Annotated in this window: 22 protein-coding genes and 5 pseudogenes; 12 read left to right on the forward strand and 15 right to left on the reverse strand. The window is 72.3% G+C overall.

The window, feature by feature from the left end; translation table 11 throughout:
* Positions 1-96: 96 nt before the first annotated feature.
* Together B277_RS08180 and B277_RS08185 are read right to left on the reverse strand one after the other, a co-directional pair.
* Entirely contained in the window at positions 97-1,014 is a 918-nt protein-coding gene (locus B277_RS08180; RefSeq protein ID WP_040881184.1) for an exodeoxyribonuclease III, read from the reverse strand.
* 2 nt (positions 1,015-1,016) lie between these two features.
* Positions 1,017-1,331: a GNAT family N-acetyltransferase gene (locus B277_RS08185; protein ID WP_040881176.1), complete on the reverse strand. Its 315-nt coding sequence runs from the start codon at positions 1,329-1,331 to the stop codon at positions 1,017-1,019.
* A 121-nt stretch (positions 1,332-1,452) separates the two neighbouring features.
* Between B277_RS08185 and gdhA the strand changes: the two are divergent.
* Positions 1,453-2,794: pseudogene (gene gdhA, locus B277_RS08190) on the forward strand (NADP-specific glutamate dehydrogenase).
* A 159-nt stretch (positions 2,795-2,953) separates the two neighbouring features.
* Here the strand turns inward: gdhA and B277_RS08195 are convergent.
* Entirely contained in the window at positions 2,954-3,214 is a 261-nt protein-coding gene (locus B277_RS08195; protein WP_007927176.1) for a hypothetical protein, read from the reverse strand.
* A 31-nt stretch (positions 3,215-3,245) separates the two neighbouring features.
* A complete protein-coding gene (locus tag B277_RS08200; RefSeq protein WP_007927178.1) occupies positions 3,246-3,833 on the reverse strand; it encodes a hypothetical protein in 588 nt (195 codons plus the stop codon).
* Between the two features lie 115 nt (positions 3,834-3,948).
* Between B277_RS08200 and B277_RS19870 the strand changes: the two are divergent.
* From B277_RS19870 to B277_RS19880, 3 genes and pseudogenes are all read left to right on the forward strand, one after another.
* Positions 3,949-4,572, forward strand: a pseudogene (locus B277_RS19870) (DEAD/DEAH box helicase); the annotation flags it as partial.
* A gap of 335 nt (positions 4,573-4,907) precedes the next feature.
* Positions 4,908-5,006 (forward strand): annotated as a pseudogene (locus B277_RS19875) (helicase-related protein); the annotation flags it as partial.
* Positions 5,007-5,090: 84 nt separating this feature from the next.
* Positions 5,091-5,366, forward strand: a complete 276-nt coding sequence (locus B277_RS19880; RefSeq protein WP_338009749.1) for a hypothetical protein — start codon at positions 5,091-5,093, stop codon at positions 5,364-5,366.
* Positions 5,367-5,704: 338 nt separating this feature from the next.
* On the opposite strand, the gene B277_RS08210 is transcribed toward B277_RS19880, so the two are convergent.
* Positions 5,705-6,490: an acyl-CoA thioesterase gene (locus B277_RS08210; protein WP_007927180.1), complete on the reverse strand. Its 786-nt coding sequence runs from the start codon at positions 6,488-6,490 to the stop codon at positions 5,705-5,707.
* A gap of 15 nt (positions 6,491-6,505) precedes the next feature.
* The gene (locus tag B277_RS08215) at positions 6,506-7,369 is read right to left on the reverse strand and encodes a Rossmann-fold NAD(P)-binding domain-containing protein (RefSeq protein ID WP_238148212.1); all 864 of its coding nucleotides are present in this window, start codon (positions 7,367-7,369) and stop codon (positions 6,506-6,508) included.
* Positions 7,370-7,406: 37 nt separating this feature from the next.
* Here B277_RS08215 and B277_RS08220 point away from each other — a divergent pair, with 37 nt between their 5' ends.
* Together B277_RS08220 and B277_RS08225 are read left to right on the forward strand one after the other, a co-directional pair.
* The gene (locus B277_RS08220) at positions 7,407-8,207 is read left to right on the forward strand and encodes a maleylpyruvate isomerase family mycothiol-dependent enzyme (protein ID WP_007927184.1); all 801 of its coding nucleotides are present in this window, start codon (positions 7,407-7,409) and stop codon (positions 8,205-8,207) included.
* Between the two features lie 72 nt (positions 8,208-8,279).
* Positions 8,280-9,290, forward strand: coding sequence for an aldo/keto reductase family protein (locus tag B277_RS08225; RefSeq protein WP_007927185.1), 1,011 nt, complete (start codon positions 8,280-8,282; stop codon positions 9,288-9,290).
* 18 nt (positions 9,291-9,308) lie between these two features.
* Here the strand turns inward: B277_RS08225 and B277_RS08230 are convergent, their stop codons facing one another.
* Positions 9,309-9,818 (reverse strand): VOC family protein, encoded by a 510-nt coding sequence (locus B277_RS08230; RefSeq protein WP_040881185.1) that lies wholly within the window; start codon positions 9,816-9,818, stop codon positions 9,309-9,311.
* Positions 9,819-9,896: 78 nt separating this feature from the next.
* Between B277_RS08230 and B277_RS08235 the strand changes: the two genes are divergently transcribed.
* Together B277_RS08235 and B277_RS08240 are read left to right on the forward strand one after the other, a co-directional pair.
* Positions 9,897-10,700 (forward strand): AraC family transcriptional regulator, encoded by an 804-nt coding sequence (locus tag B277_RS08235; protein ID WP_007927188.1) that lies wholly within the window; start codon positions 9,897-9,899, stop codon positions 10,698-10,700.
* Positions 10,701-10,875: 175 nt separating this feature from the next.
* A complete protein-coding gene (locus B277_RS08240) occupies positions 10,876-11,325 on the forward strand; it encodes a methyltransferase family protein (protein WP_007927189.1) in 450 nt (149 codons plus the stop codon).
* Here B277_RS08240 and B277_RS15975 read toward each other — a convergent pair.
* Together B277_RS15975 and B277_RS08250 are read right to left on the reverse strand one after the other, a co-directional pair.
* Complete coding sequence (locus tag B277_RS15975) at positions 11,295-12,098, reverse strand: hypothetical protein (RefSeq protein WP_007927191.1); 804 nt, start codon at positions 12,096-12,098, stop codon at positions 11,295-11,297. The genes B277_RS08240 and B277_RS15975 overlap by 31 nt on opposite strands.
* 135 nt (positions 12,099-12,233) lie before the next feature.
* Complete coding sequence (locus tag B277_RS08250; protein ID WP_007927194.1) at positions 12,234-13,025, reverse strand: isocitrate lyase/PEP mutase family protein; 792 nt, start codon at positions 13,023-13,025, stop codon at positions 12,234-12,236.
* 245 nt (positions 13,026-13,270) lie between these two features.
* Here B277_RS08250 and B277_RS08255 point away from each other — a divergent pair, with 245 nt between their 5' ends.
* From B277_RS08255 to B277_RS08270, 4 genes are all read left to right on the forward strand, one after another.
* The gene (locus tag B277_RS08255; protein WP_007927195.1) at positions 13,271-13,744 is read left to right on the forward strand and encodes a pyridoxamine 5'-phosphate oxidase family protein; all 474 of its coding nucleotides are present in this window, start codon (positions 13,271-13,273) and stop codon (positions 13,742-13,744) included.
* Positions 13,745-13,894: 150 nt separating this feature from the next.
* A complete protein-coding gene (gene egtB / locus B277_RS08260; RefSeq protein ID WP_040881192.1) occupies positions 13,895-15,145 on the forward strand; it encodes an ergothioneine biosynthesis protein EgtB in 1,251 nt (416 codons plus the stop codon).
* Positions 15,142-16,098, forward strand: a complete 957-nt coding sequence (egtD, locus tag B277_RS08265) for an L-histidine N(alpha)-methyltransferase (protein WP_007927203.1) — start codon at positions 15,142-15,144, stop codon at positions 16,096-16,098. Before egtB ends, egtD begins: the two co-directional genes overlap by 4 nt.
* Positions 16,095-16,718, forward strand: coding sequence for a hypothetical protein (locus B277_RS08270; protein WP_007927206.1), 624 nt, complete (start codon positions 16,095-16,097; stop codon positions 16,716-16,718). Before egtD ends, B277_RS08270 begins: the two co-directional genes overlap by 4 nt.
* Positions 16,719-16,766: 48 nt before the next feature.
* On the opposite strand, the gene B277_RS08275 is transcribed toward B277_RS08270, so the two are convergent.
* From B277_RS08275 to B277_RS08295, 6 genes and pseudogenes are all read right to left on the reverse strand, one after another.
* A complete protein-coding gene (locus B277_RS08275; RefSeq protein WP_007927207.1) occupies positions 16,767-17,966 on the reverse strand; it encodes a cryptochrome/photolyase family protein in 1,200 nt (399 codons plus the stop codon).
* A 79-nt stretch (positions 17,967-18,045) separates the two neighbouring features.
* Positions 18,046-18,117: pseudogene (locus B277_RS19885) on the reverse strand (deoxyribodipyrimidine photo-lyase); the annotation flags it as partial.
* Positions 18,117-19,128, reverse strand: a pseudogene (locus B277_RS08280) (NADP-dependent oxidoreductase). The pseudogenes B277_RS08280 and B277_RS19885, both read right to left, overlap by 1 nt.
* Before the next feature lie 5 nt (positions 19,129-19,133).
* A complete protein-coding gene (locus tag B277_RS08285; RefSeq protein WP_007927209.1) occupies positions 19,134-19,556 on the reverse strand; it encodes an organic hydroperoxide resistance protein in 423 nt (140 codons plus the stop codon).
* 2 nt (positions 19,557-19,558) lie between these two features.
* Entirely contained in the window at positions 19,559-20,014 is a 456-nt protein-coding gene (locus B277_RS08290) for a MarR family winged helix-turn-helix transcriptional regulator (RefSeq protein ID WP_007927210.1), read from the reverse strand.
* A gap of 88 nt (positions 20,015-20,102) precedes the next feature.
* Positions 20,103-20,543: an OmpA family protein gene (locus B277_RS08295; RefSeq protein WP_007927212.1), complete on the reverse strand. Its 441-nt coding sequence runs from the start codon at positions 20,541-20,543 to the stop codon at positions 20,103-20,105.
* Positions 20,544-20,571 lie beyond the last annotated feature (28 nt).

Below are 20,571 nucleotides of genomic sequence, written 5' to 3' on the forward strand. Positions count from 1 at the left end.
CGGTAGGTATCTGCGGTAGCCCCCCGGCGCCGGACGATCAGTCGGCGCCCTTCGAGACGGTCGCGGACGGCCGCCCACGCGGAACGTGGGACCCACTCAGGATGCCTCGGCATAGTCGACGACGACCGCCGCGTGGTCGCTCACCCGCTCCGGGCCGCTCGCCGGCCGGTCGGTGCCGGCGGTGACCGCGCGCTTGGCCAGGCCGGGGGTGGCCAGGTGGTAGTCGATCCGCCAGCCGGTGTCGCGGTCGAAGGCCCCACCCATCCACGACCACCACGACATCGGGCCGGTCGTGTCGGGGTGCTGCGCGCGGACGACGTCGACGAGCGTGCGCGGCGAGACGATCGAGTCGAACCACTCGCGCTCCTCGGGCAGGAAGCCCTCGGACTTCTGGTTGGAGCGCCAGTTGGTGACGTCGAGCCGGGTGTGGGCGACGTTGAGGTCACCGAGGAGGAGGAACTCGCGGCCGGCGGCGCGCGCCGTCTTGCGCGAGCGGTCGAGCTGCCGGGCGAAGGAGGCGAGGAAGCCCATCTTGCGTTCGTACTTCGCGCCGCCGTCCGGCGCCTCGCGGCCGCCGGGCTTCTGCAGGTGGGCCGGCAGCCCTCCCTTCGGCAGGTACAGGCTGGCGACGGTGAGGGGGCGGTCCGCGAGGTCCACCTCGACGTACCTCCCTTCGCTGGCGAAGGGGGACAACCCGCGTGCCATCGTGCCCGGCGGGGAGGGCTCGGTGTGCAGGTGCTCCTCGCCAGGTGCGCGCATGAGGACCTCGCCGTCCCACGTGCGCACGGCCGCGGGGCGGGTGCGGGTGAGCACGGCGACGCCGTTGCGGCCGGCGAGGTGGCCCGGCTCGTAGGTGAGGTGGTGGTCACCGAAGACGCCGGCGGGCAGCTGCGCGGGCGGGCAGCGCACCTCCTGGAGCGCGACGACGTCCGGGTCGCGCTCGGCGAGCCAGGCCTCGAAGCCGCGCCGCTGCGCCGCCCGGATCCCGTTGACGTTGAAGGTCGCGACGCGCAGGGTCACTGCGGGATCGCGGCGAGGTCGTCCGGGGTCGGCTGCGCGACGGTGGCGCCGTGGTCGGTGTGCTTCGTCAGCCACTTCGTGACGTAGGGGCAGACCGGCACCACCGTGAGGCCCTCGTCGCGGGTGGCCCGCACGGCCGTCTCGACGACGGTGCCGGCCAGGCCCTGCCCGCCGAACTCCTCGCCGATTTCGGTGTGGAAGAAGACCCTGCGGCCGTCGTGGTCGACGAACTGGGCGAAGCCGGCGACGGCGCCGTCGGAGCTCACCTCGAAGCGGTCGGGCCCGGTCTCTCTGCTCACGGAAGCGCTCATGGCTCCAGCCTTGCACGTGACGCGGACAACCCTCGGACACCCCGGCGGAGGGGCTCTCTCGCCGGTTAACGTGAGCCGACCCATCCCCCTTCGAAGGAGACCGGCTGTGACCACCCAGGCCCTGCACCCCAACTTCCAAGGGCACTTCGACGACGTGATCGCGCGCAACCCCGGTGAGCGCGAGTTCCACCAGGCCGTCTACGAGGTCATGCAGTCGCTGTCGCCGATCGCCGGCCGCGTCGACGAGTACGCGCAGTGGTCGATCCTCAAGCGGATGTGCGAGCCGGAGCGGCAGATCATCTTCCGCGTGCCGTGGACCACGGACTCCGGGGACGTCCAGATCAACCGCGGCTTCCGCGTCGAGTTCAACTCCGCGCTCGGCCCCTACAAGGGCGGGCTGCGCTTCCACCCGAGCGTCAACCTGTCGATCATCAAGTTCCTCGGCTTCGAGCAGGTCTTCAAGAACTCGCTGACCGGCATGCCGATCGGTGGCGGCAAGGGCGGCTCCGACTTCGACCCCAAGGGCAAGTCCGACGCGGAGATCATGCGCTTCTGCCAGTCCTTCATGACCGAGCTCTACCGTCACATCGGTGAGTACACGGACGTGCCGGCCGGCGACATCGGTGTCGGTGGCCGCGAGCTCGGCTACCTCTTCGGCCAGTACAAGCGGATCACCAACAGCTGGGAGGCCGGCGTCCTCACGGGCAAGGGCCTGTCGTGGGGCGGCTCGCAGGTGCGCACCGAGGCGACCGGCTACGGCACCGTCTTCTTCGCCCAGGAGATGCTCAAGGCGAAGGGCGAGTCCCTCGACGGCAAGCGCGTCATCGTCTCCGGCTCGGGCAATGTCGCGATCTACGCGGTCGAAAAGGTCCACCAGCTCGGCGGCACCGTCGTCGCGGTCTCCGACTCCGGCGGCTACGTCGTCGACGAGTCCGGCATCGACCTGGCCCTGCTGCAGGAGGTCAAGGAGGTCCAGCGCGGCCGCCTGACCGACTATGCCGAGGCGAAGGGGGGCTCCGCCCGCCACGTCGCCGACGGCTCCATCTGGGACGTGCCGTGCGACGTCGCGCTGCCGTGCGCGACGCAGAACGAGCTCTCCGAGGAGCACGCCCGCACCCTCGTGAAGAACGGTGTCCGGCTCGTCGCCGAGGGCGCCAACATGCCGTGCGTGCCGGAGGCGATCGAGGTCTTCCGCGAGGCCGGCATCCTCTACGCGCCCGGCAAGGCCTCCAACGCCGGTGGCGTCGCCACTTCTGCGCTGGAGATGCAGCAGAACGCGAGCCGCGACTCGTGGGGCTTCGAGGAGACCGAGCTGCGCCTCGAGGAGATCATGCGCGACATCCACGCCAACTGCCTCGAGACCGCCGAGGAGTTCGACGTCCCCCGGTGACTACGTCGCCGGCGCCAACCTCGCCGGCTACATCAAGGTCGCCGACGCGATGGTGGCCCAGGGCGTCATCTGATCCCCGCTCCCTGCCCTTCGAGACGCTTCGGCCGCAGGCGGCCTCGCTCCTCAGGACCCGGAGGCCGCCCCGCCCTCGGTCCCTGAGGAGCGAGGAACGAGCGTCTCGAAGGGCCCCCCGCTCCCTGAGGAGGTCGCTCAGCGACCGTCTCGAAGGGCCTCACGCGCACCCGCAGCAGTCGCAGCAGTCGTGACCCTCGACGTGCACCAGCTCGAAGGGGGCGCCGAGGCACAGCCTGACCATCGCCGCGCTGTGCGGGCTCGTGCAGATCTCGAAGGCGCCGTCCTCGTGGAGGCGTAGCAGCTCGGTCGCGGTGAGCATCGCGCCGGCCTCGAGCGGGCTGAGCTCCGGTGAGTAGAGGCGGGCGCGCAGTTTCGTCAGCTCGGCGGTGTGGTCAGGGCGCTGGGTGTGTCGAGTCATGCCGCCACCCTGAGCTGCGACGAAGGGGGTGTCAGCTCCCTTCGTCGGGTCGTAGCTCGACCGCAGCTTGCAGGCTGAGCAGCCCGTAGCCGAAGACGTGCGCGGACAGGACGTCGACCTCGCGGCGTGGGGTGCCGAAAAATGCACCCACGCGGTTGAGCACGCGGGGGTAGGGCTTTTCTCGTGCACCGCCGACGCCCGTCCAGTTCGAGTTGGGTACGACGAGGAAGAGGTGCTGGATGTCCTGCGCGATGTGCGCCTTCCACATGTCCTTGAGGTCGTGGTTGTTGTTGACCGTGCCGCCGCGCTCGACCTCGGCCATGACGCCTCGACCGGGGGAGAGCTGGAAGACGAAGTCGGGCCGTGCCCTGGTCACGATCCCGTCCTGCGGCGTGAGCACGACCTCCTGACCGAAGCCCAGCTCGTCCGTGAGGACCTCGGCGACGATCGCCTGGATCGCCGCGCTCTGCGCGCCAACGACGTGCGCCTGGTTGATGGCGACCTCGCGCTCGACGAGCTCGTCGCGCAGGTGGTCGGCGAGCATCTCCACGGCCTCCACCTCGCGGCGCTCGTCATCGCTCATGACGCTGCGCGCGAAGGAGCGCATCTCGATCGGCATGCTCGCAGCTTGGCAGCTGCCGCCGACACCCGCGGTCAGGCGCCACCCCCGTCGCCGCTACACTTGACGAAGCAGCCGTTCAGTTCTGCAGCGAGCTGCTTCTCTGATTGCACTGATGCCATCGCGCCGCGACCCCCTCCTGCTTGACGCAGGTAGGCACTCGCGCCGGGCAGAACCGAAGCATCACGACTCCGTCTGGAGCCATTTTTTCGTGACGACCACGACCTTCGCCGACCTCGGCGTGCCCACCTCCCTGACCTCCGTCCTCGCGGAGCAGGGCATCACCACCCCGACCCCGATCCAGGCGGCGACGCTGCCGGACTCCCTCGCCGGCCGTGACGTGCTCGGCCGCGGGCGCACGGGCTCGGGCAAGACCTACGCCTTCCTCCTGCCGCTCGTGGCCCGCCTCGTCGAGTCGGGCACGCGCCGCCAGGCCAAGCGCCCCCGCGCGCTGATCCTCGCCCCGACCCGCGAGCTCGCCACCCAGATCGAGGAGTCCCTCACCCCGCTCGCGCAGGCCGTTGGCCTGCGCAGCCGCACCGTCTTCGGCGGTGTCGGTCAGAACCCGCAGGTCAAGGCCATCGCCGCCGGCGTCGACGTCGTCGTCGCCTGCCCGGGTCGCCTCGAGGACCTCATGGGTCAGGGGCACGTCGACCTGTCGGCCATCGAGGTGACGATCCTCGACGAGGCCGACCACATGGCCGACCTCGGCTTCCTCCCCGGCGTCAAGCGGATCCTCGACAAGACCCCGCGCGGCAGCCAGCGGATGCTCTTCTCCGCGACCCTCGACGGCGCGATCAACCAGATCGTCAAGCGCTACCTCGAGCAGCCGGTGACCCACGAGGCCGACTCGGCCCAGTCGCCGGTCGCGAAGATGACCCACCACGTCCTGCACATCAAGAGCACGGACCACCTGCCGGTCCTCACCGACCTCGTCGCCGCGCCGGGCCGCAAGGTCGTCTTCACCCGCACCAAGCACCGCGCCAAGAAGATGGCCCGCCAGCTCAACGCCGCCGGCGTCCCCCGCGGTCGAGCTGCACGGCAACACTCAGCCAGAATGCGCGCACCCGGACCATGGAGGCCTTCCACTCCGGCACCGCGCAGACCCTCGTCGCGACCGACATCGCCGCCCGCGGCATCCACGTCGACGACGTCTCGCTCGTCATCCACGCCGACCCGCCGGTCGAGCACAAGGCCTACCTCCACCGCTCCGGTCGCACGGCCCGCGCCGGCGCCGAGGGCACGGTCGTCACGCTCATGACCGACGAGCAGGTCCGCGACGTCAAGGACCTCACCCGCAAGGCGGGCATCAAGCCGACGACGACCCGCGTCTCCGTCGGCCACGAGCTCCTCGGTGAGCTCGCCCCGGGCGAGCGGTCCTTCCCCGGCGCCTTCGTCCCCGACGTCCCGCAGCAGGGCAACGGCGGAGCGAAGGGGGGGTCCCCGCGGCGGCGGTCGCGGCCGGTCCGGTGGTGGCCAGGGTGGTCGTGGCCAGGGTGGCTCCGCCCAGGGTGGCCAGCGTCAGCGCGGTGAGCGCGGCGGTGCCGGTCGCAACCGCAACGGTGGCGGCTCCGGTCAGGGCCGCTCCGGTGGTCAGGGCGGTCAGTCCCGCGGCGGCAACGGCGGTCAGCGCCGTGGCGGTCAGGGTGGCGGCAGCCGCCAGGGCGCCAGCCGCGGTGGCAGCGTCGTGGCCTTCAGCTCCAGCAGCACCGGCCGCTCCCGCTGACCCACAGCTGAGCGGAGCTGGGTCGACGCCCCCAGCACCTCAGTCGAAGAACCAGCACGTCATTCGAAGAAGGAGCGCGACCAACAGGTCGCGCTCCTTCTTCGAATGACCAGCTGGTGAGCGGGCCACCGCTCACCCCAGCCAGTCAGCCGAAGATCGCCACCGTCTGCCGGCTGATCGCGACGAGCCGCCCGTCCGGGTGCCAGATCCGCGCGTCCGTGTGGGCGTACCCGCCTTCAGCCCGGTCGGTGCGCACGGCGTAGGCCCAGTGCGTGTCGGGCTCGGCAGCGACGTCCTCGGTGATCTCGAGCGACCAGGTCAGGCTGCTGCCGGGAGCGAACTGGGAGAGCATCTGGATGACCGCCGGGGGCCACGCGTCCCCGAGCGTCACGAAGTGCCGCTCGTCGAAGACCGGCGGCGCCTCGCGGAAGCGCATCCACCCGTGCATGTGCGACGTGTCGGCACCGGTGTAGGGGACGGCGCCGTCCGCCAGCCGCAGCTCGACGTGCTGGAAGAAGTCCGGCGTCGCCCCGGGGATGTGCGGGAAGGGCTCGATCGACTCCGGCTCCGGCAGCTGTGGCATCGGCACCGTCTCGTGCGGGACCGAGATGGCCGACTCGCGCTCCCGACCGAAGGCGGCGAGCACCGCGGCCACGACCTGCCCGTCCTGCACGAGGTGCGCCTGGGCCTGGGTCGCGTTCTTGCCCTGACGCAGCGGCGTCACCTCGATCTGTGCGTCGCCCGGCGCCAGCGGCGCGACGAAGCTGACCATGAGGTGCCGCAGCGGCGGAGCGTCGACGAACTGCCCGCGCAGGCCGGCGTGCGCCAGCCCGGCCACGAGCCCGCCGTAGGTCGCCCGTCCCTGGCCCCAGCCCTCCTGGACGTGGACGGTGCCGGTGGCGGCCTGGTCGAGCATCTCCTGCAGGTTCATGGGTCGAACCCTAGTTCAGGTCGACGTGCCGCCAGCCCGCCCCTCGAGCTCGAGCAGCGCCCGGTACCCCTCGCGATAGGTCGGGTACCTCAGGTCCACTCCCGTAGACCGCAGCCGCGCATTGCGCATCCGCCGACCCTGAGGCTCGACGTCCCCGGTGGGAGCGGGCCTGGGGAGCCCGAGCTCGTCGGCCACGAAGTCCCTTACGTCACCCGCCGTCGCCGGCTCGTCGTCCGTGCCGACGTAGAGGTCGGCGGGTTCGGCGGGCATCGTCAGCAGGTGCGTGATCGCCGCCGCCGCGTCCTCGCGGTGGATCCGGTTGGTCCAGCGTCCTGGGTCACGGTTCTCACCCGCCCGCACGGTGCGCACGAGCCGGTTGCCCGGGGGGCCGTAGAGCCCGCTGAGGCGCAGCACCGTCGCGCGGGGGAGCGCCTCGCGGAAGAGGGCCTCCGACTCCAGCAGGATCTTCGGCCGATCCGCTTGCGGCGCAACGCTGGTCGTCTCGTCGAGGTCTCCCGCGAGGTCCCCGTAGACGCTCGTCGACGACACGAGCACGGCGCGGCGAGGCGTCCCCGCCCGCAGGACCGCGTCGAGCCCACCGCGGACCGCGTCGAGGTAGGCGCGGCGGTAGCCCCCTTCGTCCCGGCGGTCGGGGGTCAACGAGACGACGAGCAGGTCCGCGGGCAGGTCGGGGACTTCACCAGACGCCAGATCCGCGGACACGCCCGCAAAGCCGGCCGGCAGCGCAGCGACATTGCGCCGCACCCCGGTCACCTCGTGGCCGGCCCCCAGCAGGGCGGTCCCGACACGGATCCCGAGGTCGCCACAGCCCAACAACACGGCACGAAGGGGGGACACGTCCGGTCGGTCATCGGTCACCCACCGATCGTGTCACGGCGACCCCTACGCTGACGGCATGACGCGACCCGACCCCGTGGCCTTGTGGGAGCAGACCTCCCAGGACCTGCTCACCGTCCTGCGCGACCTCGCCGACGACGACTGGAGCAAGCCGGCGCTGCCGGGGTGGAGCGTCCAGGACGTCGTGGCGCACCTCGCCCACCTCGAGTCCGAGGTGGCCGGCATGCCACAGCCCGACGGCGGCCACATCGACGTCGACTCCGCGCCCAACCAGGCGATGCCCACCGACCTCACCCACGTCGGGGTGGAGGCGCGGCGGGGGATGAGCGCCGAGGCCGTCCTCGCCGAGTTCGAGCAGGCCTGTGTAGGACGGCGGGAGGTCCTCGCGGGCCTCGACCTGTCCGACCCGAAGGCGCAGGCCCCCGGCGTCGCCGGGCGCCTGGGCTGGGACCTCGCCACGCTCCTGCGCAACCGCCCTATCGACCTGTGGGTCCACGAGCAGGACGTCCGCGAGGCGACCGGCCGCCCCATGACGACGACCGGGGTCGGGGCCGCGTACGTCGCGGGCATCATGACCAAGGTCTTCCCCATGACCCTGCGCCGACTGCCCACGGGCACCGCCGTCGTCGCGCACATCACCGGTCCGCAGGGCCGCACCCTCGCGGCCCGGGTCGGCGAGGACGGGAGGGCCACTCCCTTCGACCCCGCAGAGGGCAGCGACGTGACCCTCGAGCTCGACGACATCACCTGGCTGCGGCTCACCGGCGGCCGGATCTCGCCGGAGGAGGCGACGGTCGGGGTCACCGGCGACGAGGGCACCGCCGCGATCGTGCTGGGGCGGCTCAACGTCACTCCCTGACCGCCACGCGGGTCGAGGTGCGCAGGCCGCCCCCGGCCGGAGCCTCGAGACCCCCGGCGTAGCGTGAGGCACATGGACTACCGATACCTCGGCAACAGTGGTCTCAAGGTCAGCGAGATCGCCTACGGCAACTGGCTCACCCACGGCTCGCAGGTCGAGGCCGACGCCGCGACCGCCTGCGTGCGCGCGGCCCTCGACCACGGCATCTCGACCTTCGACACCGCCGACGTCTACGCCAACACCAAGGCGGAGACCGTCCTCGGCGAAGGCCTCAAGGGCGAGCGGCGCGAGTCGCTCGAGATCCTCACCAAGGTCTACTGGCCGACCGGACCGGGCGGGCACAACGACTCCGGCCTGTCGGCCAAGCACATCCGCGAGTCGATCGACGGGTCGCTGCGCCGCCTGCAGACCGACTACGTCGACCTCTACCAGGCGCACCGCTTCGACACCGAGACGCCGCTCGAGGAGACGATGCAGGCCTTCGCCGACGTCGTGCGCCAGGGCAAGGCGCTGTACATCGGCGTCAGCGAGTGGACCGCCGAGCAGATCCGCGAGGGCCACCGGCTGGCGAGCGACCTCGGCATCCGGCTCGTCTCCAGCCAGCCGCAGTACTCGATGATCTGGCGGGTCATCGAGGACGAGGTCGTCCCCACCTGCGAGGAGCTGGGCCTGTCACAGATCGTCTGGAGCCCCGTGGCCCAGGGGATCCTCACCGGCAAGTACCAGCCGGGTCAGCCTCTGCCCGAAGGGAGCCGCGCCGCCCACGAGGAGGTCGGCGGCTCGATCTCCGGGCGGGTCGGCAACGACGCCCTGCTCACCGCGGTGCAGGGTCTGCGCCCGGTCGCCGACGAGGTCGGCCTGTCGATGGCCCAGCTGGCCGTCGCGTGGGTGCTGCAGAACTCCAACGTCGCCGCGGCGATCATCGGTGCCTCGCGTCCCGAGCAGGTGGAGGAAAACGTCAAGGCGGCTGGCGTCACCCTCGAGCCGCAGGTCATGGCGAAGATCGATGCCGTCCTCGGCGAGCACGTCGAGCGCGACGCCGGCCTGACCGAGGCCAACGCGCCCAAGCGTCGCCCGAGCTGACCGCGGGGGCGGCCGGGCTCACCCCTGCCCGGCCGCCCACTCCCGCACCCGCGCCGCCGACTCCTCGTCGGACAGGTCCTCGACGCGGGTCATGACGGCCCAGCGCAGCCCGTGGGGGTCGCGGATCGAGGCGAAGCGGTCGCCGGAGACGAAGTCGGCGAGCGGCTCCCGGAGCGTCGCGCCCGCGGCCTGCGCCTCGGCGACCACGGCGTCGACGTCGGGCACGTAGAGCGCGATCGAGGAGCAGACGACGTCGTCCTCGTGGGGTGCGACGAGACCGAAGTCCGGCATCGGGTCGGAGATCTGCAGCCGGCCCCGCCCGAAGTCGAGCGTCGCGTGCGCGACGAGCGTCCCTCCCTTCCCGTCCGGCATGTGCGTCACGTCGACCGTGCGCGCGCCGAAGACCCGCTCGTACCACGCGATCGCGCCCTGCGCGTCCTGCACGGTGTGGAAGGGGGTCAGGCTGGTGAACCCGTGCGGCACGCCGTGGTCGGTGTGCTGGCCGGTCGCTGCGGTGGTGGTGTCCATGGGCACGACGCTAGGCAGCCCGAGGGCGGGACGCTTGAAGATCTGCGCCAACCTCGTGGGTGCCCCTACGCTCGGCCCGTGAGCGAGGCGATCCCGCGCAAGGGCCAGCTGCGTCCGGACGCCCGGGCGCCGGTCTCCCGGATCCTCCCGACGGCGGAGGGAGAGCCCCTCGCGCGGTGGTTCTGGGTGCCGGAGTGGGACCTGCCGGAGGGGGCGGTGCACGAGGCGCTGACGCTGCCCTTCCCTGCGTGCCAGCTCGTCGTCGAGGCCGATGCGGTGCGGGTGTACGGCCCGGTCTCCCGGGCCTGGCGGCGCGACCTCACCGGGCGCGGCTGGGCCGTGGGCGCCCTGCTGCGTCCGGGGGCGGCCCATGCGCTCGTCGGCGACGTGGGCACGCTGCGGGACCGCGACACCGAGACGAAGGGGGCGACCCGCCTCCGCGCGGACGTCACCCGGGTCATGGACGGCCCGGGCGACGCGGACGAACGGCACACCGCCGCAGCGCGGCTGCTCGAGGTCTGGCTCGCCACGCAGGTGGGGGCGGCGGTGGCCGCAGATCCCGACGCGGTCCCGGCCCGGCGTCTCGTCGAGCTGGCCGACAGCGACCCCTCCCTGCTGCGGGTCGACGACCTCGCCGCGCGACTGGGTGCGTCCGTGCGCACCGTGCAGCGCTTGGCGAGCACGCACGTCGGGATGAGCCCGGGGGAGATCATCCGTCGCCGCCGGCTGCAGGAGGCGGCCGAGCGCGTCCGTGAGGAGCCGGGAGCCGACCTGTCGACGATCGCCGCGGACCTCGGCTACGCCGACCACGCCCACCTCACCCGGGAGTTCGGCAGGATGCTCGGCTTCAGCCCGACCGGGTACCGCGCCGGGGGGCACTGAGTCGGGCTGACTCAGTGCCCGGACCGCTGGGTCGCGGCACAGCCGGCCCGGGGAACGGCGAGTCGAAGAAGGAGCGCGACATCCAGGTCGCGGATCTTCTTCGAATCGCGCAGGGTGAGGTCCTGGTCATCGTCGGGGCCTGTCCACGGAGCGCCGACGCGACTACCGTTGGTGCATGGAGCCCCTCTCGATCCTGCGCTCGCCACCCGTCGTCGGGCTGGCCTCGCTCGCGGCGCAACGCCTGCTGAGCCGCGGGTCGTCCACGTCACCGGCCACCTCGCTCCTCGGAGCGGCAGTCGCCGCGGCCGGCCTGGGAGTCGCGGCCGCCGGCATCCGGGAGATCCGCGCCGCAGGCACGACCCTCGATCCGACCCGTCCGGCCGACGCGAGCAAGGTCGTGCGCCAGGGCATCTATCGCTACTCCCGCAACCCGATCTACCTCGGTGACGCCCTGCTGCTCGCCGGCTACGCGATCCACCGCCGCGACCTGCTCGCCATCCTGCCGGTGGCCGGCTTCGTCGGGGTGATCGACACCTTCCAGGTCTCGGCCGAGGAGGAGGCGCTGCGCGACCGCTTCGGCTCGACCTATGGCGACTACGTGGCGAGCGTGCGGCGCTGGTTGTGACCTTGGGCGCCGGCCCGCGCCCGCGTCTGCCCGCGCCCGTGAGCCGGCCCGCGCCCGGGCCGGCTCACGCCAACTGCTGGCCCGAGGTCGCCTGCGTGGCCCGAGGTCGCCTGCGTGGCCCGGTCGTGCAGGTCGACGAGCACGGCGGCGTCTCCGTCCGGGGCGGGACCGGTCACCGACAGCAGTTCGCAGACGGCACGGCGGGCGCACGCCCGCTCGTAGTCCCTGAGCCACTTCTCCGCGATCCGCTGGGCGTCACCGAGGTAGGGCCAGCTCGCACGGATCCTCGGCATGCCGACCCGGTGGGGCTTCGGCGTCAGCCGGGCCCGCAAGGTCTCGTGCAGTCCGCACAGCCGCACGTAGAGGTCGTCCGAGCCGAGGTCGACGAGGGCCGTCAGGTCGGGAGGCCCGCTCGCCAGCCCGGTGATGATGACGCGCAGGCCGGCTGCGGTGCGATAGGTGCGCACACCGAGGTCGGGGTGCGCGGCCGCCCACCGGGCGATGCGCTCGAGCGCAGGACGGGGGTCGGGCTGCACGGTGCGAAAGAGCTTGCGCTGAGGCGGCAGGTCGATGTCGGCCACGAGCAGGACGTCGGTGTTGAGCACCTCGACACCCATCCGGTTGCGCGTCACGGCCCCGATCAGTGCACCGTCGGCGCCGCGTACCTCGTGGAGGACCTCCTCGCGCACGGGCGTGCGGGGGTAGTAGTCGAAGCCGGCCCGCCCGCGGGTCAGCTGGTCGACGGTCGCGGCGAGCCGGTGCTGCGCGCGCATGGCCGCGTCGGCGGCCGACTCCGCCGACCACCCCCAGATCGCGAAGGGGGAAGCGCCGCCCCTCGTGCTCGACCTCGGCGCTCGCGAGCTGCCAGTGCTGGGGGAGGGGTCGCATGCGCCCGAGTCTGCCGGAGGTCAGTCCGACTGGTCGGCCAACCCGGCCCGGCCGAGCCACGGGCCGGTGAGCTCGGCGACCGACTGGGTGAGCGCCTGTTGCAGCAGCGGGCCGAAGGTCACCCGGCGCACCCCCGCGTCGCGCAGCTCCTGCAGGGACCCCGAGGGGGCGCCGTCGACGGGGTGGGCGGTGACGTTGAGCGGCAGCGAGGTCGCCTCCATGAGGGTAGCGAGGGTGGCCGCGTCGGGGATCTTCACCGGGTAGAGGCAGCGGGCCCCGGCCTCCTCGCACGCCCGGATGCGGGTGATCGCCTCGGCGACCGGGTCGGGGAAACGGTCGGTGCCGTGGAGCAGCGCGTCGGTGCGTGCGTTGATGACGAGCTCGACGCCGGCATCGTCGGCGGCCTGGCGCAGCGCCCCGATGTAGTCGGCGTGCTCCGCGACCTCGCGCACCCGGCCCTGTGAGTGCACGGTGTCCTCGACGTTGATGCCCACCGCGCCCGCGTCGAGGACCCGCTCGACGAGCTCGGCGGCGGGGGTGTCGTAGCCGGACTCGACGTCCGCACTCACCGGCACGCGCACGGCCGAGCAGATCCGACGGATGCCGTCGAGCGCGTCGTCCAGGGTCATCCCCTCGCCGTCCTGCTGACCGCGGGAGTCGGCGAGCGGGTGGCTGCCGATGGTCAGGGCGGGGAAGCCCGCGTCGACGACCGCACGCGCGGACCACACGTCCCAGACCGTGGGCAGGACGAGGGTCTCGTCGGTGTGGTGCAGGCGGAGGAGGTCGCTGGCCAGGCTCTTGAGATCGCTCATGGCTCCACCCTCCCAACTGGCGAAGGGGGCGACAAGGCCTCAGCCGATCAGGCCGGCGTCCCGGGCGAGCGAGACGGCCTCGCCGCGCGTCGCGGCGCCCGGCTCGGCACGGAGCACCCGAGGTGGGCCCCGACATCGGTCAGGTGCGCTGTCGGGTGCCTCAGATCCGCGGGTACCGTGTGTCGACACGAGTGGAGCGGGTAGTCAGCCTAGGAAGACCGCCCCGAGAGCACAAGGAGCGCACGATGAGCGAGACCGAGATCGAGACCGTCGCCACGATCATGCGGGAGACGAGGATCGCCGTCCTCACCCACGTCGAGGACGGACGCCTGGTGTCGGTGCCGATGGGCACCCAGGACCTCGACGACCCGGGCACCATCCACTTCATCACCGAGGCCGACACCGACAAGGTGCGGGCGATCGCGGCCCACCCCGAGGTCAACATCGCGTACGCCACGGACGACGGCTGGGTGAGCGTCAGCGGCACGGCCCGTCGCAACGACGACCGGGAGTTGCTCGGGCGGCTGTGGGACGCGTCGGCCGGTGCCTTCATGGAGGGCGGCCCTGATGACCCGAACAGCACCCTGATCACGGTCACGGCCGACACCGCGCGCTACTGGACCTCGCCCGGCACCGTGGCGACGGTCGTCCAGATGGCCAAGGGACTCGTCAGCGACGGGCGGCCCGACCTCGGCGACACCGGCACCGTCAGCCTCTGAGCGACGCCGCGTCCCCGGCGTGTCGCGCCGCCCCCACGCGGGGCCACGACGCGCGCTCGTCGGGGGATGCGTGTAGCGTCGAGCCCGTCCGAAGCTCCACTTCCCCGGTGCCCGACGGTGGTCGTCAACCTCCGTCGCATGGAGGACAGCATGACCACGACCTCTCCCCGACCAGACCTCGCCGCATTGACCGAGCGGTTCCTCGCCGTCAGGGCACGGACCGACCGGCTCACCCGGGACCTCGGTCCCGAGGACCAGACGCCGCAGTCGATGACCGAGGCCAGCCCGACGAAGTGGCACCGAGCCCACACCACGTGGTTCTTCGAGGAGTTCGTCCTCGGTGCCGACCCTGCCTACCGACCGCGCGACCCCGCCTTCCGCTATCTCTTCAACAGCTACTACGAGGCCGTGGGCGAGCGTCACCCCCGCGCCGCGCGCGGACACGTGACCCGCCCGGGCGTCGCCGAGGTCGCGGCCTACCGCCAGGACGTCGAGGAGCAGCTCGTCGCCCGGCTCGAGGACGGGACCCTCGACGAGGCGCTGCTCGACCTCGTCGAGCTCGGCTGCCACCACGAGGAGCAGCACCAGGAGCTGCTCCTCATGGACGTCAAGCACCTCCTCTCGGGCAATGTCCTCCAGCCGGTCTACGTCGAGCGGGCGCCCGACCCCGACCCCGCGGCCGACCCCCTCCCGCAGCGCTGGACGCACGTGCCCGGTGGGGTCACGCACATCGGCGACGACGGCAGCGGCTTCGCGTTCGACAACGAGCGGCCACGCCACCGGGTGTGGCTCGACGACGTCGAGGTCGGCACCCGCCAGGTGACCAACGCCGATTGGGTCCAGTTCATCGACGACGGTGGCTACGCGCGCCCTGACCTGTGGCTCTCCGACGGGTGGGCGACCCTGCAGGCCACGGGCTGGGACGCGCCCGGCTACTGGCGCCCCGACGACGACCACGGCTGGACGACGTTCACCCTGTCGGGTCGGCGGCCGGTGGTGGCCGCCGAGCCGGTGTGCCACATCTCCTTCTTCGAGGCCGACGCCTTCGCCCGGTGGGCCGGCCACCGCCTGCCCACCGAGCAGGAGTGGGAGGCCCGCGCCGTGAGCGGTCACCAGACGCACGGCGGTCTGCTCGACGCCGAGCGCTGCCACCCAGGGCCGGCGGCCGAGGTCACCTTCGGCGACGTCTGGGAGTGGACGGCGAGTGCGTACCTGCCGTACCCGGGATTCGAGACGGCCCCGGGCGCCGTGGGCGAGTACAACGGCAAGTTCATGAACGACCAGCACGTCCTGCGGGGCGCCTCAGCGGTCACCCCGCCGGACCACCCGCGCACGACCTACCGCAACTTCTTCCCCGCCGCGTCCCGGTGGGCCTTCTCCGGACTGCGACTCGCCCGGTGAGCCGCGCCGAGCTCGAGGCCGACCTCCGCTCCGGCCTCTGGTCGCAGCCGGCGACACTGCCGCCACGCTGGTTCTACGACGAGCGGGGCTCCCGCCTCTTCGACGAGATCACCACCCTGCCCGAGTACTACCCGACGCGTGCCGAGCAGGAGATCCTCACCCACCGCAGCGGCGAGATCATCGCGCTGAGCGGCGCGCGGAGCCTGCACGAGCTGGGGGCGGGCACGGCGACCAAGACCCGTGAGCTGCTCGACGCCCTCACCGCGCAGGGGCGGCCGGCGCTCTACGCGCCGCTCGACATCAGCAAGGAGGTCCTGCTCGAGGCCGCCGACCGTCTGCGCACGGACTACCCGGCCCTGAGGGTGGAGCCGGCGGTCGCCGACTTCCACCACCTGCCACCGCTGTCGGGGGAGCCGGGCGAACGTCTGCTCGTCTTCCTCGGCGGCACGATCGGCAACTTCGAGGAGGACGAGCGCTCCGGGTTCCTCGACATGGTGCACGCGGCCCTCGCCCCGGGCGACCACCTGCTCCTCGGCGCCGACCTCGTCAAGGACCCGGACCGGCTCGTCGCGGCCTACGACGACGGGGCAGGAGTGACCGCGCGATTCAACCTCAACCTCGTCGACGTCATCACCCGCACCACGCCGGTCACGGGTCTGTCCCGCGACGACCTCGTCCACGAGGCCGCGTGGGACGACCGCGCCTCGCGCATCGAGATGCGGCTGCGTGCGGTGCGTGACATCACGGCCGACTTCACCGGGATCGGTCGCACGTGGCGCCTGGCGAAGGGGGAGCACCTGCGGACCGAGATCTCGCGCAAGTTCGACCTCGGCCTGCTCCGTGACGAGCTGACCGAGCACGGCTTCGAGCCGGTGACGAGCTGGACCGACGCGGCGGGCGACTTCTCGCTGACCCTCGCCCGGGTCGCCGGCCGCGACGACGGCCCGCCGTGACCCGCACCGTCCTCGAGCGCTTCCACGGGCGCATCCTCGGGGCGGGCAGCAGCAGCGGGCTGCGGCTGGTGGTCGGCGACTGGTGGGACTCGCCCCTCGGGGCCTTCACCGACGTCATGGTCGCGACGCACGACGACCGTCGGGTCCTGCTGGCGCCGGACCACCGCGTCGCCCAGTACGTCGCCGCCACGTACTCCTTCGACGAGGTCCGGGTCTGCCCGGTCATCCTGCAGGCCGACGATGCCGCGTGGCGCCTCGACGCCGGGCCGCTGCGGTGCACGATCGGTCTGGGAGCGCGGACGGCCATCGGTCTGCTCCTGCGCCCCGTGCCCGAGCGGATGGGGCGCAGCCGCGCCTTCGCGCACCTGGCCGACCCGATCGCTCGGCGGCTGCTCCCGGGGGTGCGCACCGTCGGGAGCGCCGGAGGTGGGCGGCGCGAGTACTACGGGGCGCACGACCAGCGGCGGGTGACCTCGCTGTCCGGCACCTGGTCGGGCCAGTCCATCGGCGGCCTCGCCCCCGTCACGCCGCCGCCACGATTCGGCTTCAGCTCCACGCCCGCGTCACCCAGCCTGACGCGGGTGACGACGACCGTCGAGCGAGGCGTCGACGCGGACTGACGAGCGCAGTCGGGGCAGCGTGATGCCCGACCCGGCGAGCAGCTCGCCTCAGGTCGCCTCGTCGTAGCGCGCCAGGGCCTCGAGACGCTCCTGCGCGTGGTCGACGATCCGCTCCGGGTAGTCGTGCGCGTACCCGTCGTCGTGCTTCCACGGCTCGTGCGCTGCGGCGCCCTCGAGATGGGCCAGCTCCGGCACCCACCGGCGCACGTACGCACCGTCGGGGTCGAAGCGCTTGCCCTGTGTCACGGGGTTGAAGACACGGAAGTACGGGGACGCGTCCGTGCCGGTGCCGGCGACCCACTGCCAGCCGTGGTTGTTGGACCCGAGGTCCCCGTCGACGAGGTGCTCGAGGAAGTGCCGCGCGCCGACGGGCCACCACACGTGCAGGTCCTTGGTGAGGAAGCTCGCCGTGGCCATCCGCACCCGGTTGTGCATCCATCCCTCGCCGAGCAGCTGGCGCATGCCCGCGTCGATGATCGGGTAGCCGGTGCGCCCCTCACGCCACGCCTCGATGGCGTCCTGCGGTTCGTCGTAGCGAAGGGGGAGTGGCCGCAGGTCCTGCCACGCGGAGTCCGGGTTGGCCCACAGCACGTCAGCGTAGAACTCCCGCCACGCGAGCTCCGTGCGGTAGGTCTGCGCCCCGTCGCCGCGCTCCTCGCGCAGGTCGTGCAGGAGCTGGCGGGGGTGGACGACCCCGAGGTGCAGGTCGGCGGACATGCGCGAGGTCCCCTCGACGGCCGGGAGGTCGCGATCGTGGTCGTAGTCGACCAGCGCCTCGTCGCGGAAGCGCACCCAGCGACGCCGGGCGGCGTCCTCGCCGGCGGTCGGCAGGTCGATCGGGCACTCGCGGGCCGCCTTGTCGAGCATCGCCTCGACCCGGCCGTCGGTGTCGGCCTCGACCCACTCGACGCCTCGCGGCGCACTCGTCGGCTCGTCCCAGCCGTGCTCGCGCCACGCAGCGGCGAAGGGGGTGAAGACCTTGAAGGGGGTGCCTCCCTTCGTCCGCACCGTGCCGGGGTCGACGGCATAGGGCGAGCCGGTGGCCACACCCTCGACGCCGATCTCGCGCAGCGCGGCGACGACACGACGATCGCGCTCGACGCCGCCGGGCTCGTTCTCCCGGCTGACGTGGACCGAGGTGGCCCCGACCTCGCGGGCGACGCGCGGCACGACCTCGGCCGGGTCGCCGAGGCGGATGACGAGACGACCGTCGAGCGACGCGTCGAGCGCCCGCAGGGTGGCGGCCAACCACGCGGTCTTCGCCGCGCCGGCCGGCCCCCCACATCGACGGGTCGATGACGAAGAGTGGGAGCACAGCTCCCCGGGAGGCGGACTCCCGCAGGGCGGGGTGGTCGCGCAGACGCAGGTCCCGGCGAAACCACATGATCGCGGTGCCCATCACAGGCGGAGAAGCATCTTGCCCATGTTGGCACCATCGAGCAGGTCCATGAAGGCCTGCGGGGCGGCGTCGAGGCCGTCGCGGAAGGTCTCGTCGGCGACCAGTCGACCTTCGGCGAGCCACCGGGGAGCCCGGGAGTGGTACTCGGCGACGAGCTCGGGGTACTGACCGACGATGAAGCCGCGCAGGGTCAGCCCCTTGCCGATGGCGAGGCCCAGGTTGCGGGGTGCGGCGGGCGGCTCGGTCGAGTTGTACTGCGAGATCGCCCCGCACATCGCGACCCGACCGAAGGTCGACAGCGCGCCGATCGCGGCCTCGAGGTGCTCGCCGCCGACGTTGTCGAAGTAGACGTCGATGCCGTCGGGTGCGACCGAGGCCAGCCCCTCGGCGACGGGACCGTCGCGGTAGCTGAAGGCCGCGTCGTAACCCAGCTCGACCACGCGGGCGACCTTGTCGGCGGAGCCCGCCGAGCCGACGACCCGGCCGGCGCCGAGCGCCTTGGCGATCTGACCGGCGGCCTGGCCGACGGCACCTGCGGCGCCGGAGACGAAGACGGTGTCGCCCTCGCGCATCCCGGCGACGGCGGTCAGGCCCACGTAGGCGGTCAGCCCGGTGAGGCCGAGGACGCCGAGGTAGGTCGAGGCAGGGGCGACGTCGGTGTCGACGACCCGGACCGCCTTCGCTGGGAGCACGGCGTGCTCACGCCAGCCGAGGCCGTGCAGCACGTGCTGGCCCACGGCGACGTCGTCGGAGCGGGAGGCGATGACCTCGCCGACGGCGCCGCCGTCGAGCGGGGCGTCGATCTCGAAGGGGGCGACGTAGGACTTCACGTCGTTCATCCGACCGCGCATGTAGGGGTCGAGCGACATGACGACATTGCGCACGAGGACCTCACCGTCGGCGAGCTGCGGCAGGTCGACGGTCTCGAGGCGGAAGTTGTCGGAGCTCGGCGCGCCCTGGGGGGCGCGAGGCGAGGACGACCTGACGGGTGGAGGTGGGCAACTGGGTCATGGGCCTCAGTCCTGGACGACCGTGACGGTCACGTCGATGTTGCCGCGGGTGGCGTTGGAGTAGGGGCAGACCTCGTGGGCCTGGTCGGCGAGCTGCTGGGCGGCCTCGGGGTCGAGGTGCGGCAGGGTGACCTCGAGCTCGACGGCGAGCTGGTAGCCGCCGCCGTCCTTGGGACCGATGTGGACGCGGGAGCCGACGGCCGAGTCGGCGACGTCGACCTTGCCCGCGCGGGCCACGGCCTGCAGCGCCGAGTGGAAGCACGCGGCGTAGCCGACGGCGAAGAGCTGCTCGGGGTTGGTCCCCTCGCCCGACCCGCCCATCTCCTGGGGGATCGCGAGGTCGAGGTCGAGGCGGCCGTCGCTGGTCCGGCCGTGCCCGTCGCGGCCGGCGCCGGTGGCGAGGGCCTCTGCGGTGTAGAGAGTCTTCATCGTCATGCTCCTTGGGTGGGGGTGGGGGTGGTGTCGCCGACGGAGTCGCAGAACCGCTGGGCCAGACGACGCAGGGTCGCCAGCTCCTCCGGCTCCATGTCGACGGTGTCGTGCAGACGGCACTGGATCGCCGCGACCTGCGACTCGAGGTCCCGGCCAGCGTCGGTCAGGTGGATCGTCACGCGGCGGGCGTCCTCCCCTTCGCGGCGGCGCTCGACGAGACCGCTCGCGGACATCCGCTTGAGGAGAGGGGAGAGGGTCCCGCTGTCGAGATGCAGCGCGTCGCCCAGCTCGGTGACGGTGCGTCCGTCGCGCTCCCAGAGCGCGAGCAGGGTGACGTACTGGGTGTACGTCAGGCCGATCTCGGCGAGGGCGTCTCTGTAGGCCGCGGTCGCCGCCCGCGCCGCCGAGTAGAGGGCGAAGCAGATCTGCTGGTCGAGGTGGTGGTCCGTCTGCACCCCATGATGGTTGCACACAATTAAGTTGTGTGCAATGAATATTCGGTGGTGATGCCCGATCATCCTCGCGCGAGGAGGGGGCGCGGGCCTACGAGCGGTGCGAGATCTCCACCCTCCGGTTCTTCTCCCGGCCGGCCGGGTTGTCCTCGCCGCCAGAGGTGTTGTCGGCGACGGGCTGGGACTCGCCGAGGCCCCGCACCGTGAGCGTCAGGTCGGGGCGCTCGTCGGCAAGCACCTTGGCCACGGCCTGGGCCCGCTGGAGCGAGAGCGTGCGGTTGTCAGAGGGGGAGCCGATCGAGTCCGTGTGGCCCTCGACGGTGACCTTCGCCCCCTTCGGGATGCTCTGCGCGGACTTCTCCACGGCCTTGCGCGCGGTCGCGTCGATCTTCGCGGTACCGAAGTCGAAGAGGATGTCGCTGAGCAAGGTCACCGTCGTCGTGCTGCCGGTCGTGACGGTGTCGACGAGGGGCTGGACGGAGTCGTCGACGGACCAGGTGCGCACGGAGCGCTCGATGTGCTCGTCCGTCACGTGTGCACGGACTCATCGATCAGCTCCG

Origin of the sequence: Janibacter hoylei PVAS-1, assembly GCF_000297495.1 — a bacterium.
GTDB classification, from domain to species: domain Bacteria; phylum Actinomycetota; class Actinomycetes; order Actinomycetales; family Dermatophilaceae; genus Janibacter; species Janibacter hoylei.